Origin of the sequence: Leclercia sp. CFBP8987 (genome assembly GCF_034044995.2) — a bacterium.
Classification (GTDB): Bacteria; Pseudomonadota; Gammaproteobacteria; order Enterobacterales; family Enterobacteriaceae; genus Enterobacter; species Enterobacter tamurae.
The window spans coordinates 3,858,870-3,872,559 of the sequence record NZ_CM188255.1 but is presented as its reverse complement, the minus strand read 5'-3'; the positions used below and the strand labels follow the sequence as shown (position 1 = coordinate 3,872,559).

The following is a 13,690-nucleotide window of genomic DNA, read 5'->3' as shown; positions in this document are numbered from 1 at the left end:
TAATGGTAATTGCAGGTTGCGTGCCAACTTTTTAAATCATTGATTTTAAAATAAATTAAAAATAATAACCCCTCATGGGTAGTCAATTTGACTGTCATTGATATAGTCTATATGACAAGATGCATTGTCAAAATGACAGTGAGGCGAAAATGAGTTTTTCTGTAGAGGTGCTGGCGAAAATCGCCATTGAGTTACAGCGCGGTATCGGCCATCAGGATCGCTTTCAGCGGCTGATCTCCACCCTGCGTCACGTGCTGGATTGCGACGCCTCGGCGCTGCTGCGCTATGAAGGGCGGCAGTTTATCCCGCTGGCGATCGACGGCCTGGCGCAGGACGTGCTGGGACGGCGCTTTACCCTGGAAGGCCACCCGCGGCTGGAGACCATCGCCCGCGCCGGGGATGTGGTGCGCTTCCCGGCCGACAGCGACCTGCCCGATCCCTACGACGGGTTAATCCCTGGCCAGGAAAGCCTGAAGGTGCACGCCTGTATCGGCCTGCCGCTGTTTGCCGGGCAGAACCTGATTGGCGCCCTGACCCTGGACGGCATGTCGCCGGACCAGTTCGACACCTTCAGCGACGAGGAGCTGAGGCTGATTGCTGCCCTCGCCGCCGGGGCCCTGAATAATGCCCTGCTGATTGAACAGCTTGAGAGCCAGAACAGCCTGCCCGTGGGCCCGGCGGTGTTTGAGCAGGTGAAAAACACCGAGATGATCGGCCTGTCGCCGGGCATGATGAGCCTGAAAAAAGAGATTGAGATTGTCGCCGCCTCCGACCTGAATGTGCTGATTGAGGGCGAAACCGGCACTGGCAAAGAGCTGGTGGCGAAAGCCATCCACGAGGCCTCGCCGCGGGCGGTCAATCCGCTGGTCTATCTCAACTGCGCCGCATTGCCGGAGAGCGTGGCGGAGAGCGAGCTGTTCGGCCACGTCAAAGGGGCCTTTACCGGGGCCATCAGCAACCGCAGCGGCAAGTTTGAGATGGCGGATAACGGCACCCTGTTCCTTGATGAGATTGGCGAGCTGTCGCTGGCGCTGCAGGCCAAGCTGCTGCGGGTGCTGCAGTATGGCGATATCCAGCGGGTGGGCGACGACCGCAGCCTGCGGGTTGACGTGCGGGTGCTGGCAGCCACCAACCGCGATCTGCGCGAAGAGGTGCTGGCAGGCAACTTCCGCGCCGACCTGTTCCATCGCCTGAGCGTGTTCCCGCTTTCGGTGCCGCCGCTGCGCGAGCGGGGCGAGGACGTGGTGCTGCTGGCGGGCTATTTCTGCGAGCAGTGCCGGTTGCGGATGGGGTTATCCCGGGTGGTACTCAGCCCCGGGGCGCGTGCGCATCTGCTGAGCTACGGCTGGCCGGGTAACGTGCGCGAGCTGGAACATGCCATCCACCGGGCGGTGGTGCTGGCCCGGGCGGCGCGGCTGGGGGATGACGTGGTGATCCACGCGCAGCATTTTGCCCTGCATGATGAGAGCACCCCTGCGGTGACGCCGGAAACCCCGTTAGTGGTGAATCAGAACCTGCGTGAGGCAACGGAAGCGTTTCAACGCCAGATGATTACCCGCGCGCTGGAGCAGAACAGCCGCAGCTGGGCGGCAAGCGCAAGGGCGCTGGAGACCGACGTCGCCAACCTGCACCGGCTGGCGAAACGTCTGGGTCTGAAAGGTTAGATGATGCCTGCCTGGTAGAAATCCTGCAGGTTGATGGCACCACACAGGCGGCCATTTTCGTCCACCACCGGGGCGGCGGTGATTTTGCGCTTCATCAGCAGCTCTTTGGCTTCGATGGCGCGGCTTTCTGCCTTCAGCGTCAGGCCACCAGTGGTCATGGCGCTGCTGACGTTAACTTCCAGTTGGCCGCCGCCCACCAGCCAGCGACGCAGGTCGCCGTCGGTGAAGACGCCTTTCACCTGGTTGTCGTCATCGCAGACCGCCACCAGCCCCAGTCCGGTGCGGCTCAGCTCAAGCATCGCGTCCATCACGCTGGTGTTCAGCTTCACCTGCGGGGTTGCGTCGTCGGTACGCATCAGGTGATGCACTTTGTTCAGCAGACGGGCGCCCAGCGCGCCTGCCGGGTGGGAGCGGGCAAAATCTTCTTCATTAAAGCCGCGGGCCTGCATTACCGCCATTGCCAGCGCATCGCCCATCATCAGGGTGTTGACGGTGCTGGAGGTCGGGGCCAGGTGCATCGGGCAGGCTTCGCGTTCCACCGAAATATCCAGCGTGGCTTTGGCGGCCAGCGCCAGCGGCGATCGGGGTTTACCGGTCATCGCCAGCAGCGCGACCGATTTTTCCTGCAGGCGCGGCAGGATCAGATCCAGCTCTTTCGCCGAACCGGAGTAGGAGATAAACAGCAGCACGTCGCGACTCTCGATCATTCCCAGGTCGCCGTGCAGGGCTTCAGCCGGATGGACGAAAAAGGCCGGGGTGCCGGTGCTGGCAAGGGTGGCGGCAATCTTTTTGCCGATGTGCCCGGATTTGCCGATGCCCGCGACAATCACTTTGCCTTCACACTGGATAATGGTGTTGGCGGCCAGAACAAAATCCTCTCCCAGACGATCCGGCAGGCGGCTGGCTTCCTGCAGTTCCAGCATCAGGGTTTGACGACCTGCGTTGATCAGAAAATCACTCATCTCTCTCTCCGGTTACAATCACTTCGATTCCTTTCTCTTCCAGCGCTTGTTTGAACGCCGGATCGATACCCGCGTCGGTGATCAGCTTATCAACGCTCTCCAGGCTACAGACAATATTCGGGCTTTTACGGCCAAACTTCGACGAGTCGGCCATCAGGATCACTTCCCGGGCGGCATTGCACATCGCTTTACTGACGCTGAACACCTCGTTGAAGGTGGTGACGCCCGCATTAAGGTCGATGCCGTCGGTGCCCATAAACAGCCGGTCAAAGCTGAAATGGTCGAAGGCGTTCTCCGCCAGCTGGCCGTGAAACGAGGCTGATTTTTTACGGAAGGTACCGCCGGGCATCAGGATGGTTTGTTCGTTGTCGAATTCGGACAGGGCGTTGACGATATGCAGGCTGTTGGTCATTACGGTGATGTTATTGAAGCGACTCAGCATCGGCACCATCTGCAGCACCGTACTGCCCGCGTCGAGGATAATGGAGTCGCCGTCATGGATATATTTTACCGCCGCCTCAGCGATTAACGCCTTCTGGTGGGTGTTGATCAGCGTCTTGTGATCGATGGGCGGATCGGCCTCGTCCTTATTCAGCACCACGCCGCCATAGGTGCGGATCACCGCCCCGGAATTCTCCAGGATCACCAGATCCTTGCGGATGGTGGTGCCGGTGGTGTCAAAGTAGTGGGCCAGATCCTCAACCGAACATTTTCCCTGCTTTTGCAGATGGTCGAGAATGGCCGCCTGCCGCTGACGGGGTTTCATAGGCGTTGAGTTCCTCAGGTTGCGAAATGATAATTTCGCAAGCTTATAACGTTCACAACGAAATTATCCATGTTTCAATTTAAGCGCTAATGATAGTGCATCCTGACACAGCGAATCATTGGGAAAGATCACATCAGGCTCTAATTCCTGTAATGCGAGACCGTTAATCGCTGCAATTTTCACCGGTCGGGCAAAGACCGTCAGCCCGCGCATCATCAACGAGTCGCAGACCCGGTGATTATCGTCCAGCGCAACGGCGACAATTACCCGTGGTTTGAAACGTCCGCCGGAGCGACCCACGCCGACACGACCTTTCTGGCAGAGAGCGTCGAATGCGCGGTTAAAGCGGTGGATTTGCCAGCCCCCGAGGGCCAGCTGGCACAGCCAGGCGATAACGGCGACGGTGATTAATGCGGTAACCATGTGTAGCTCCTGTGGAATTGCCGGGTGGCGGCTGCGCCTTACCCGGCCTACGAATAATCTCCCTCTCCCTGTGGGAGAGGGTTGGGGTGAGGGCATCAGCCCGCACAATCAGAACATCACCTGCCCGCCGGTGATATTGATCGACTGCCCGGTGCAGTAGGAGGCTTTCGGGCTGGCATAAAACAGCAGCATGTTCAGCACGTCCTGATAGTCGCACCCGCGCTTGAGCGGCACTTTATCGATGTAATACTGCTCCACCTGATCCGCTTCGATGCCAAGCTTAGTGGCATACTGCGGCAGCAGGGACTGGAACATCGGCGATTTCAGCAGGTTGCCGAGCATCAGCGAATGCACGGTAATGCCGTACTCCGCCAGATCCAGCGCCAGGGACTGGGTCAGCCCCACGCCGCCGAACTTGGCCGCGCTGTAGCCGGAGTTATGCTTGCTGCCCACCTTGCCGGATTTGGAGTTGATCTGAATAATGCGCCCGGCAATGCCGTCGCGGATCATCAGGCGCGAGAACTCCCTGGCGCAGAGGAAATAGCCCACCAGGTTCACCTGCAACGAACGGTCGAAATCTCCCAGTTCCACGTCGCCGATAAACGCTGCTTTGGCGATCCCGGCGCTGTAGACCAGCAGATCGACCCGGCCAAAAATCTCATTCACCCCGTGCGACAGCGCCATCACGCTCTGCTCGCTGGTGGCGTCGGCGCCAAAACCATACGCCTTGCCTTCACCAAATTCCTTATTGATCCCGTTGGCGACCCGGGCGGCTTTTTCGCTCTGAATATCCACCACCGCCACGCGATACCCTTCTGCGGCCAGCCCGCGGCAGAGAAATTCCCCTAAGGTTTGTCCCCCGCCAATGACAACTGCAACCTGTTCCATGTTTCTCTCCTTTAATTACGCCACAAATTTCAATACACAACCGGCTGCAACCGCCTGCGGAACCGGCCCGGCAACGTGCACGGTGCCCGGGTATTCCGCCGCAGTCTGGCCATCAAAACGCAGGGTGATATGCCCCAGCTCGCGCAGGTTTTGCTCCGCGACATCGCCCACCGCCGTCACCGGATAACGCGCATCGCCCAGGGTGAGCTGGCTGCCAGGCCGCAGCTCACCCTGCAGCTCGCCGTGACAGTGGATAAAACAGAACTCCTCGATATCCGCCGGAGCCCCTTCACGGAAGGTGATCAGCATCTGGTCGCTCAGCGCGTCCGGGGCGCTCTGGCCGATGCGGGTAATGGTGGTCTGGTAAATTATGGTCATGACGAATTCCTCTTATTGATAGATAAAGCCAGAGACGAACCAGGCAATCAGGACGGTGGGCGCGCCGGTCAGGAAGCGGCTCACCAGCACGGAAGGAACCCCGACGCGGACGGTGTCCTGGCGCGCTTCGGCCAGCGACAGTCCCACCGGGATAAAGTCGCAGGCGGCCTGGGCATTAATGGCAAACAGGGCGGGCAGGGCGAGGTGCGGGGGAATATTGCCGAGCCCGATCTGCACCCCAATCAGCACGCCGATCACCTGGGCAATCACCGCCCCGGGGCCGAGGAATGGCGACAGCAGCGGGAAAGAGCAGATCAGCGCCAGGGTTACCAGCCCGAGCGGATGGCTGGCCAGCGGGGCGAGGCCGTGGGCGATCCAGTCCCCCAGACCGGAGGCCATGATGATGCCGATCAGCGCCGAGACGAAGGCCATAAACGGCAGGATGGTTTTCAGCACTGTGTCGATGGTGTCGCGTCCGGACTGGAACAGCACCGCCACCGCGGAGCCCATCCCCATCCCGACTTTTGCCAGCAGGCCGTCGCTCTGCTCGGTGATCTTCTTGCTGGTGTCGTACTCGCGCGGGGCGCTCTGTTTTGCCGGGGCGGTACCTTCTGCCAGGGTGATGTTCTCTTCTTTCACGCCGGAGACGTAGATGTCCTCCAGGATGTACTGCGCCAGCGGGCCGGATTTACCCGTCGCATGGATATTGACGGTGGGAATACGGCGTTTCGGGTAGATGCCGCAGCGCAGGGTGCCGCCGCAGTCGATCACCGCCACGCCGATCTCTGCTTCCGGCGGCTCGCCCTCTTTAAAGCCGTCTACCGCTTCCCAGCCGGTGAGTTCGCGCAGCTTGTCGACAATCGCCGGGCGGGTGCCCGCGGTGATATAGACGATCTTTTTGTTTGCTGTGGCGTCGAGTTCCAGCGGGCCGCCCCAGCCGCCCACGCCTTTTTCAATCCGGATACGGGTCATGCTGTGGCTCCTGCAAGCTGGACTTTCTGTTCAAGCTGGATGCCCATTTTCTTTTCGAAAATGGCGGTGGTGAGATCGGTCACCCAGCCGCGGAAGAAGTTGGTCAACAGGCCGACCAGCAGGTAACTCACCGCCAGCGGGCCGAGCGGCAGGCCGAGGGTGGTCAGGCCGCTGGCGATCCCCAGATAGACGAACAGCTCGCCGGGGTTAATGTGCGGAAACAGACCGTTCATGGAATGACAGCTGTAGGACGCCGCGGCGTAGTAGCTCGGCTTGTAGCGCTCGGGCATAAAGCGCCCGAGGCTCAGGGTCATGGGGTTACAGAACACGAAGGTGCCGATGCAGGGCAGCAGCAGGTAGCGGGAGACGGGGTTCCCGGCGCAGCGCTGGGCCAGTTTTTCGATCCGGTGCTGACCAATAAAGTTGATCAATGCATTCATGATCACCAGCAGGCTGATCAGCAGCGGCAGGATCCCGGTGACCATGCTGGTAAAGACCTCGCCACCTTTCTGAAACAGCCCGATAAACCACTCGGCGCCATGGGTGATGGTTTCTATCATTGTTTTCTCCTGTAGGGTGAGTTCATCTCTGACGGGCTAATAATAATCACTTTGAAAGGTTTTAAAGTGTTAAACAGATCTCACAATGAAAGAAAAATGTATTATTTTGAAAGATAATGAGCGAGGCGGGGGCGACGTGATTGAGAAGAGGACGAATTTGTCTTCAGGCGCGTAAAGATTTTGCCGTGCGGCTTTGCATCTCTTCCTTGAGGTGTCCCGGATGCTTTACCATACTTGGCACTTATCGAATTCGTTGAATGGATGTCTCATGCTCAAGCGTCGTTACGCAGCCTTACTGCCTGCGCTTATTCTGCTCTCTGCCTGCAGCAGCAAACCGAAGACCGAAGAGGTCCAGCAACAAACGGCGGGCGCCCCGTCCGGTGGCTTCCTGCTGGAACCCCAGCATAATGTGATGCAGATGGGGGGCGACTTTGCCAACAACCCCGCGGCGGAACAGTTCATCGACAAAATGGTGAGCAAGCACGGGTTTAATAAAACCCAGCTGCAGGAGATCCTCTCCCAGGCCAAGCGTCTGGACTATGTTCTGCGACTGATGGATCGCCAGGCGCCGACCACCCAGCCACCGGCCGGGCCGAACGGGGCGTGGTTACGCTATCGCAAGCAGTTCATTACCCCGGACAACGTGCAAAACGGCGTGGCCTTCTGGAACCAGTATGAGGATGCGCTCACCCGCGCCCAGCAGGTGTACGGCGTGCCGCCGGAAATTATCATCGGGATTATCGGGGTGGAAACCCGTTGGGGCCGCGTGATGGGTAAGACCCGCATTCTGGATGCCCTGGCGACCCTCTCCTTTAACTACCCGCGTCGGGCGGAGTACTTCTCCTCTGAGCTGGAAACCTTCCTGCTGATGGCCCGCGACGAGCAGGACGACCCGCTGGATCTGAAGGGCTCCTTTGCCGGGGCGATGGGTTACGGCCAGTTTATGCCGTCCTCCTATAAACAGTATGCGGTCGACTTCAACGGGGACGGGCACATCAACCTGTGGGATCCGGAAGATGCGATTGGCAGCGTCGCCAACTACTTCAAAGAGCATGGCTGGACCCCAGGTCAGCCGGTGGCGGTGATGGCTAACGGCCAGGCGCCAGGGCTGGAGAACGGCTTTAAAACCCGCTACAGCGCGGCACAGCTCACCGCTGCAGGGTTAACGCCGCAGCAGCCGATGAGCGGTAATCAGCAGGTCAGCCTGCTGCGTCTGGATATCGGTACCGGCTATCAGTACTGGTACGGGTTACCGAACTTCTACACCATTACCCGCTACAACCACAGCACCCACTATGCGATGGCGGTCTGGCAGCTGGGTCTGGCCGTCGCGCAGGCGCGTGTGGCCTCGCCGTTCAGTTAAATCTGCTTCTGTCCGTCGAAAAAGGGAGTGGCGTTGCGCCACTCCCTTTTCATTATTAACCGCTCGGCCAGGTTAATTTTTCTGAAGCCCCCTCGTAAAACCTCCACCTCGTCCTCATATCTGGCGACTAAAGTGCTATCTTGTGCTGCACGTTTATAAGGAGTCAAAACGCGATGACTGACCATGAATTGATGCAGCTCGGTGAGAGAGTAGGGCAGGCGCTGAAACAGCGCGGTGCGACGATCACCACGGCAGAATCCTGTACCGGCGGCTGGGTGGCGAAAGTCATTACCGATATCGCCGGTAGTTCCGCCTGGTTTGAGCGCGGATTTGTCACCTACAGTAATGAAGCGAAAGCGCAAATGATTGGTGTCCGTGAACCCACGCTTATTGAGCATGGCGCGGTCAGCGAGCCGGTGGTTATTGAGATGGCGATTGGCGCCCTGCGTGCCGCCCGGGCGGACTATGCTGTCTCTATAAGTGGCATCGCCGGGCCGGACGGCGGTAGCGATGAAAAGCCTGTCGGAACGGTGTGGTTTGGCTTTGCCACGGCGCAGGGCGAGGGGATTACCCGTCGGGAATGCTTCAGCGGCGACCGTGAAAGCGTGCGTCGTCAGGCCACCGTTTATGCGTTAAAAACGCTCTGGCAACAATTTCTACAAAACACTTGATACTGTATGAGCATACAGTATAATTGCTGCAACAGAACAGAATCCAGGGTGAAGCGCAGTTGTTTCACCCGGCATGAGAGGAAAAAATGGCTATCGACGAAAACAAACAGAAAGCGTTGGCGGCAGCACTGGGCCAGATCGAAAAGCAATTCGGTAAAGGTTCCATCATGCGCCTGGGTGAAGATCGTTCCATGGATGTAGAAACTATCTCCACCGGTTCGCTTTCTCTGGATATTGCACTGGGTGCTGGCGGCCTGCCTATGGGTCGTATCGTAGAGATTTACGGGCCAGAATCCTCCGGTAAAACCACCCTGACCTTACAGGTTGTGGCGGCTGCGCAGCGCGAAGGCAAAACCTGTGCCTTTATCGATGCTGAGCACGCGCTGGATCCAGTCTACGCACGTAAACTGGGTGTTGATATCGACAACCTGCTCTGCTCCCAGCCGGATACCGGTGAGCAGGCACTGGAAATCTGTGACGCACTGGCGCGCTCTGGCGCAGTAGACGTAATCATCGTCGACTCCGTTGCAGCACTGACGCCAAAAGCAGAAATCGAAGGCGAAATCGGTGACTCTCACATGGGCCTCGCGGCACGTATGATGAGCCAGGCGATGCGTAAGCTGGCCGGTAACCTGAAGCAGTCCAACACGCTGCTGATCTTCATCAACCAGATCCGTATGAAGATTGGTGTGATGTTCGGTAACCCGGAAACCACCACCGGTGGTAACGCGCTGAAATTCTACGCCTCCGTGCGTCTGGATATCCGCCGTATCGGTGCCGTGAAAGACGGTGAGAACGTGGTGGGTAGCGAAACCCGCGTGAAGGTGGTGAAGAACAAGATTGCGGCACCGTTTAAACAGGCTGAGTTCCAGATCATGTACGGCGAAGGTATCAACTTCTTCGGCGAACTGGTTGACCTGGGCGTGAAAGAGAAGCTGATTGAAAAAGCGGGCGCATGGTACAGCTACAACGGCGACAAGATTGGTCAGGGTAAAGCGAATGCAATCTCCTGGCTGAAAGAGAACCCGGCTGCAGCAAAAGAGATCGAGAAGAAGGTGCGCGAGCTTCTGCTCAGCAACCAGGATTCCAAACCGCAGTTCGCTGTTGATGGCGAAAGCGCTGAAGAAACCAACGAAGATTTCTGATAATCGGATGTCATAAATAAGGGTCGCTTAATGCGGCCCTTTTTGTTTTTTGGTTTTTGCTTTTTGGTTTTAGACTGCAGCAGGAGGTTTATCTATGAATGAATCCACAACGCGTAGTCCTGCTTATAACCGTCTGTTAGATCGCGCGGTGCGCATCCTTGCCGTTCGCGACCACAGCGAGCAGGAGCTTCGCCGCAAACTCGCGGCGCCGGTGATGAGCAAAAATGGGCCTGAGGCCATTGATGCCACGGCAGAAGATTACGATCGGGTGGTCGCCTGGTGCTATGAGCACAGCTATCTGGACGATACCCGTTTTGTCGCACGCTTCATCGCCAGCCGCAGCCGAAAAGGCTACGGCCCGGCGCGCATCCGCCAGGAGCTTAATCAAAAAGGCATTGCCCGCGAAACCAGCGAAAAGGCGATGCGTGAATGCGAGATTGACTGGTGCGAACTGGCGCGGGAGCAGGCCGTGCGGAAGTATGGTGAACCTTTGCCACGTGAGTTTTCAGAAAAGGTCAAAATCCAGCGCTTTTTGCTCTATCGTGGATTTCTGATGGAAGATATTCAGGAGATCTGGCGTAATTTTACCGATTGAACGCATGCGGGATTTTACTTCCCTCTAAAGAAAACTTATCTTATTCCCACTTTTTTCAGTAGCTGGTCCGTCCAACAACGGTTGTGTAGTGACCGGCTGTGACATTTCGTTAGCTTGATTTCAGGATAATTATGAGCAAGAGCACCGCTGAGATCCGTCAGGCGTTTCTCGATTTTTTCCATAGTAAGGGACACCAGGTTGTTGCCAGCAGCTCCCTGGTACCGAACAACGATCCAACTTTACTGTTTACCAACGCCGGGATGAACCAGTTCAAGGATGTTTTCCTTGGTCTCGACAAGCGTAATTATTCTCGCGCAACCACCTCGCAGCGCTGCGTGCGTGCGGGCGGTAAACATAACGATCTGGAAAACGTCGGTTACACCGCACGTCACCACACCTTCTTCGAAATGCTGGGTAACTTCAGCTTCGGCGACTATTTCAAACATGACGCTATCCAGTACGCATGGGAACTGCTGACCGGTGAAAACTGGTTCAACCTGCCGAAAGAGCGTCTGTGGGTTACCGTCTACGAAACCGATGACGAAGCCTATGAAATCTGGGAAAAAGAAGTGGGTATCCCGCGCGAACGCATTATTCGCATCGGCGATAACAAAGGCGCACCGTACGCGTCTGACAACTTCTGGCAGATGGGCGATACCGGCCCATGCGGTCCGTGTACCGAAATCTTCTACGATCATGGCGATCACATCTGGGGCGGCCCTCCGGGTAGCGCAGAAGAAGATGGCGACCGTTATATCGAGATCTGGAACATCGTCTTCATGCAGTTCAACCGTCAGATCGACGGCACCATGGAGCCGCTGCCGAAGCCATCCGTGGATACCGGTATGGGTCTGGAGCGTATTGCCGCAGTACTGCAACACGTTAACTCCAACTACGACATCGACCTGTTCAGCACCCTGATTAAGTCTGTTGCCGAAGTAACTGGCGCAACCGATCTGAGCAACAAATCCCTGCGCGTTATCGCCGACCACATTCGCTCCTGTGCCTTCCTGATTGCTGACGGCGTGATCCCGTCGAATGAAAACCGTGGCTACGTGCTGCGCCGTATCATTCGTCGTGCTATCCGTCACGGCAACATGCTGGGCGCGAAGGACACCTTCTTCTACAAACTCGTTGGGCCACTGGTTGGCGTGATGGGCGCAGCGGGCGACGAACTGAAACGTCAGCAGGCGCAGGTTGAACAGGTTCTGAAAACCGAAGAAGAGCAGTTTGCCCGTACTCTGGAACGTGGTCTGGCCCTGCTGGACGACGAACTGTCGAAGCTGAAAGGCGATACCCTGGATGGCGAAACCGCCTTCCGTCTGTACGACACCTATGGCTTCCCGGTTGACCTGACCGCTGACGTCTGCCGCGAGCGCAACATTAAAGTTGACGAAGCAGGCTTCGAAGCGGCCATGGAAGAACAGCGCCGTCGTGCGCGTGAGTCCAGTGGTTTTGGTGCCGATTACAACGCGATGATCCGTGTTGATGGCAGCAGCGAATTCGAAGGTTACGAGCATCTCGAAACCAATGGCAAAGTGACTGCGCTGTTTGTTGACGGTAAAGCCGTGGACAGCATCAGCGCGGGCCAGACTGCGGTAGTAGTGCTGGACAAAACCCCATTCTATGCAGAATCGGGCGGTCAGGTTGGCGATAAAGGTGAGCTGAAGGGCAGTGATTTCAGCTTTACCGTGAACGATACGCAGAAATACGGTCAGGCGATTGGTCATCAGGGCACGCTGGCATCCGGTACCCTGAAAGTGGGCGAGGGCGTTCAGGCTATCGTTGACGAAGCGCGCCGCGCACGTATCCGTCTGAACCACTCCGCGACGCACCTGATGCACGCCGCGCTGCGCCAGGTTCTGGGCACGCACGTTGCGCAGAAAGGCTCGCTGGTAAACGACAAAGTGCTGCGCTTTGACTTCTCCCATTTCGAAGCGATGAAACCGGCGGAAATCCGTGCGGTAGAAGATCTGGTGAATGCCCAGATCCGTCGTAACCTGCCGATCGAGACCAACATCATGGATCTCGAGGCGGCGAAGAACAAAGGCGCAATGGCCCTGTTCGGTGAGAAGTATGACGAACGCGTACGCGTGCTGAGTATGGGCGATTTCTCTACCGAACTGTGTGGCGGTACCCACGCCAGCCGTACGGGCGACATCGGTCTGTTCCGCATCGTGTCTGAGTCCGGTACCGCGGCAGGTGTGCGTCGTATCGAAGCGGTCACCGGTGAAGGCGCGATTGCGATTCTGCATGCGCAGAGCGATCAGCTGCACGACATCGCTCAACTGCTGAAAGGCGACAGCCAGAACCTGGGCGAGAAAGTGCGTAGCGTGATGGAACGTACCCGCCAGCTGGAAAAAGAGCTGCAGCAGCTGAAAGAGCAGGCCGCCGTTGCCGAGAGCGCCAACCTCTCCAGCAAAGCGGTTGAAATTAATGGTGTCAAACTGCTGGTCAGCGAGCTGACGGGCGTTGAGCCGAAAATGCTTCGTACCATGGTCGACGATCTGAAGAACCAGCTCGGTTCTACCATCATCGTTCTGGCGACGGTAGCGGAAGGTAAGGTTTCTCTGATTGCGGGCGTATCTAAGGACGTGATCGACCGTGTGAAAGCAGGGGAACTGATTGGTATGGTCGCTCAGCAAGTGGGCGGTAAAGGCGGTGGTCGTCCGGACATGGCGCAAGCCGGTGGTACAGACGCAGCAGCCCTTCCAGCGGCACTGGCCAGTGTTGAAAGCTGGGTAAGTTCGAAACTGTAATAATTACAAAGCGTACACAGACGCCATAACGACACCGTTATGGCGTACTGCGCTCTACGCTATCGATAATGATAAAGTCAGGTTGAGTTTGTGTATATCGGCTAAACTTACGTTTAACAGATTGTGATGCCATGACTACCGACACATTACGTGTTTGTCATCGCTTACTTTTTGGCGTTATATGATGGATAATGCCGGGATACAAGAGACCCGACTCTTTTAATCTTTCAAGGAGCAAAGAATGCTGATTCTGACTCGTCGAGTTGGTGAGACCCTCATGATTGGGGATGAGGTCACCGTGACAGTTTTAGGGGTAAAGGGCAACCAGGTACGTATTGGTGTGAACGCCCCTAAAGAAGTCTCTGTTCATCGTGAAGAGATCTACCAGCGTATCCAGGCTGAAAAATCCCAGCAGTCCAGTTACTGATATTATCGCGTCTCGCTGTCTGGCGAGACGCAACCCTCCCGATATATTCCTTGTCAAAAGTTACCGTTCGATTTCAACTGCTCCCTTTTTAACCTCCTGTCACACCCTTTCTCTGTC

The 13,690-nt window shown here is 57.2% G+C and carries 14 protein-coding genes; 7 read left to right on the top strand and 7 right to left on the bottom strand.

The annotated features are described in order from the left end of the window. The first annotated feature begins 149 nt into the window (after positions 1-149). Positions 150-1,664, top strand: a complete 1,515-nt coding sequence (gene norR, locus SOM40_RS18625) for a nitric oxide reductase transcriptional regulator NorR (protein ID WP_320530536.1) — start codon at positions 150-152, stop codon at positions 1,662-1,664. Here the strand turns inward: norR and gutQ are convergent. The 7 genes from gutQ to srlA all read right to left on the bottom strand — a co-directional run bounded on the left by gutQ (position 1,661) and on the right by srlA (position 6,613). Further along, positions 1,661-2,626: an arabinose-5-phosphate isomerase GutQ gene (gene gutQ, locus SOM40_RS18620; protein WP_106994500.1), complete on the bottom strand. Its 966-nt coding sequence runs from the start codon at positions 2,624-2,626 to the stop codon at positions 1,661-1,663. The two genes, norR and gutQ, sit on opposite strands and share 4 nt — an antisense overlap. Next, positions 2,619-3,392: a glucitol operon DNA-binding transcriptional repressor SrlR gene (gene srlR, locus SOM40_RS18615; RefSeq protein ID WP_262672627.1), complete on the bottom strand. Its 774-nt coding sequence runs from the start codon at positions 3,390-3,392 to the stop codon at positions 2,619-2,621. The genes gutQ and srlR overlap by 8 nt, the downstream gene beginning before the upstream one ends. Positions 3,393-3,455: 63 nt before the next feature. Continuing rightward, positions 3,456-3,815, bottom strand: coding sequence for a transcriptional regulator GutM (gutM, locus tag SOM40_RS18610; protein WP_312079633.1), 360 nt, complete (start codon positions 3,813-3,815; stop codon positions 3,456-3,458). A gap of 108 nt (positions 3,816-3,923) precedes the next feature. Beyond that, positions 3,924-4,703 carry a sorbitol-6-phosphate dehydrogenase gene (srlD, locus tag SOM40_RS18605; protein ID WP_262663190.1) on the bottom strand — a complete coding sequence of 260 codons (780 nt, stop codon included), beginning with the start codon at positions 4,701-4,703 and terminating at the stop codon, positions 3,924-3,926. Positions 4,704-4,718: 15 nt separating this feature from the next. After that, positions 4,719-5,081 (bottom strand): PTS glucitol/sorbitol transporter subunit IIA, encoded by a 363-nt coding sequence (gene srlB, locus SOM40_RS18600; RefSeq protein ID WP_320530535.1) that lies wholly within the window; start codon positions 5,079-5,081, stop codon positions 4,719-4,721. Between the two features lie 12 nt (positions 5,082-5,093). Beyond that, positions 5,094-6,053 (bottom strand): PTS glucitol/sorbitol transporter subunit IIB, encoded by a 960-nt coding sequence (gene srlE / locus SOM40_RS18595; RefSeq protein WP_312190261.1) that lies wholly within the window; start codon positions 6,051-6,053, stop codon positions 5,094-5,096. After that, entirely contained in the window at positions 6,050-6,613 is a 564-nt protein-coding gene (gene srlA, locus SOM40_RS18590; protein ID WP_320530534.1) for a PTS glucitol/sorbitol transporter subunit IIC, read from the bottom strand. The genes srlE and srlA overlap by 4 nt, the downstream gene beginning before the upstream one ends. Positions 6,614-6,881: 268 nt before the next feature. Here srlA and mltB point away from each other — a divergent pair, with 268 nt between their 5' ends. The 6 genes from mltB to csrA all read left to right on the top strand — a co-directional run bounded on the left by mltB (position 6,882) and on the right by csrA (position 13,573). Continuing rightward, the gene (gene mltB, locus SOM40_RS18585) at positions 6,882-7,976 is read left to right on the top strand and encodes a lytic murein transglycosylase B (protein WP_181247295.1); all 1,095 of its coding nucleotides are present in this window, start codon (positions 6,882-6,884) and stop codon (positions 7,974-7,976) included. Between the two features lie 173 nt (positions 7,977-8,149). Beyond that, positions 8,150-8,647: a nicotinamide-nucleotide amidase gene (gene pncC / locus SOM40_RS18580; protein WP_320530533.1), complete on the top strand. Its 498-nt coding sequence runs from the start codon at positions 8,150-8,152 to the stop codon at positions 8,645-8,647. Positions 8,648-8,733: 86 nt separating this feature from the next. Then, positions 8,734-9,792 carry a recombinase RecA gene (gene recA / locus SOM40_RS18575; protein WP_106994510.1) on the top strand — a complete coding sequence of 353 codons (1,059 nt, stop codon included), beginning with the start codon at positions 8,734-8,736 and terminating at the stop codon, positions 9,790-9,792. A 94-nt stretch (positions 9,793-9,886) separates the two neighbouring features. After that, complete coding sequence (gene recX / locus SOM40_RS18570; protein WP_320530532.1) at positions 9,887-10,387, top strand: recombination regulator RecX; 501 nt, start codon at positions 9,887-9,889, stop codon at positions 10,385-10,387. A gap of 131 nt (positions 10,388-10,518) precedes the next feature. Further along, complete coding sequence (alaS, locus tag SOM40_RS18565; RefSeq protein WP_225758181.1) at positions 10,519-13,146, top strand: alanine--tRNA ligase; 2,628 nt, start codon at positions 10,519-10,521, stop codon at positions 13,144-13,146. 241 nt (positions 13,147-13,387) lie between these two features. Beyond that, positions 13,388-13,573 carry a carbon storage regulator CsrA gene (csrA, locus tag SOM40_RS18560; protein WP_000906486.1) on the top strand — a complete coding sequence of 62 codons (186 nt, stop codon included), beginning with the start codon at positions 13,388-13,390 and terminating at the stop codon, positions 13,571-13,573. Positions 13,574-13,690: the final 117 nt, after the last annotated feature.

Bases quoted from the DNA above. Each gene is read 5' to 3' on its own strand.
- csrA (WP_000906486.1), top strand. From the start codon at position 13,388: ATGCTGATTCTGACTCGTCGAGTTGGTGAGACCCTCATGATTGGGGAT.
- pncC (WP_320530533.1), top strand. From the start codon at position 8,150: ATGACTGACCATGAATTGATGCAGCTCGGTGAGAGAGTAGGGCAGGCG.
- alaS (WP_225758181.1), top strand. From the start codon at position 10,519: ATGAGCAAGAGCACCGCTGAGATCCGTCAGGCGTTTCTCGATTTTTTC.
- srlB (WP_320530535.1), bottom strand. From the start codon at position 5,081: ATGACCATAATTTACCAGACCACCATTACCCGCATCGGCCAGAGCGCC.
- recX (WP_320530532.1), top strand. From the start codon at position 9,887: ATGAATGAATCCACAACGCGTAGTCCTGCTTATAACCGTCTGTTAGAT.
- srlA (WP_320530534.1), bottom strand. From the start codon at position 6,613: ATGATAGAAACCATCACCCATGGCGCCGAGTGGTTTATCGGGCTGTTT.
- srlR (WP_262672627.1), bottom strand. From the start codon at position 3,392: ATGAAACCCCGTCAGCGGCAGGCGGCCATTCTCGACCATCTGCAAAAG.
- mltB (WP_181247295.1), top strand. From the start codon at position 6,882: ATGCTCAAGCGTCGTTACGCAGCCTTACTGCCTGCGCTTATTCTGCTC.
- gutQ (WP_106994500.1), bottom strand. From the start codon at position 2,626: ATGAGTGATTTTCTGATCAACGCAGGTCGTCAAACCCTGATGCTGGAA.
- srlE (WP_312190261.1), bottom strand. From the start codon at position 6,053: ATGACCCGTATCCGGATTGAAAAAGGCGTGGGCGGCTGGGGCGGCCCG.
- srlD (WP_262663190.1), bottom strand. From the start codon at position 4,703: ATGGAACAGGTTGCAGTTGTCATTGGCGGGGGACAAACCTTAGGGGAA.
- recA (WP_106994510.1), top strand. From the start codon at position 8,734: ATGGCTATCGACGAAAACAAACAGAAAGCGTTGGCGGCAGCACTGGGC.
- gutM (WP_312079633.1), bottom strand. From the start codon at position 3,815: ATGGTTACCGCATTAATCACCGTCGCCGTTATCGCCTGGCTGTGCCAG.
- norR (WP_320530536.1), top strand. From the start codon at position 150: ATGAGTTTTTCTGTAGAGGTGCTGGCGAAAATCGCCATTGAGTTACAG.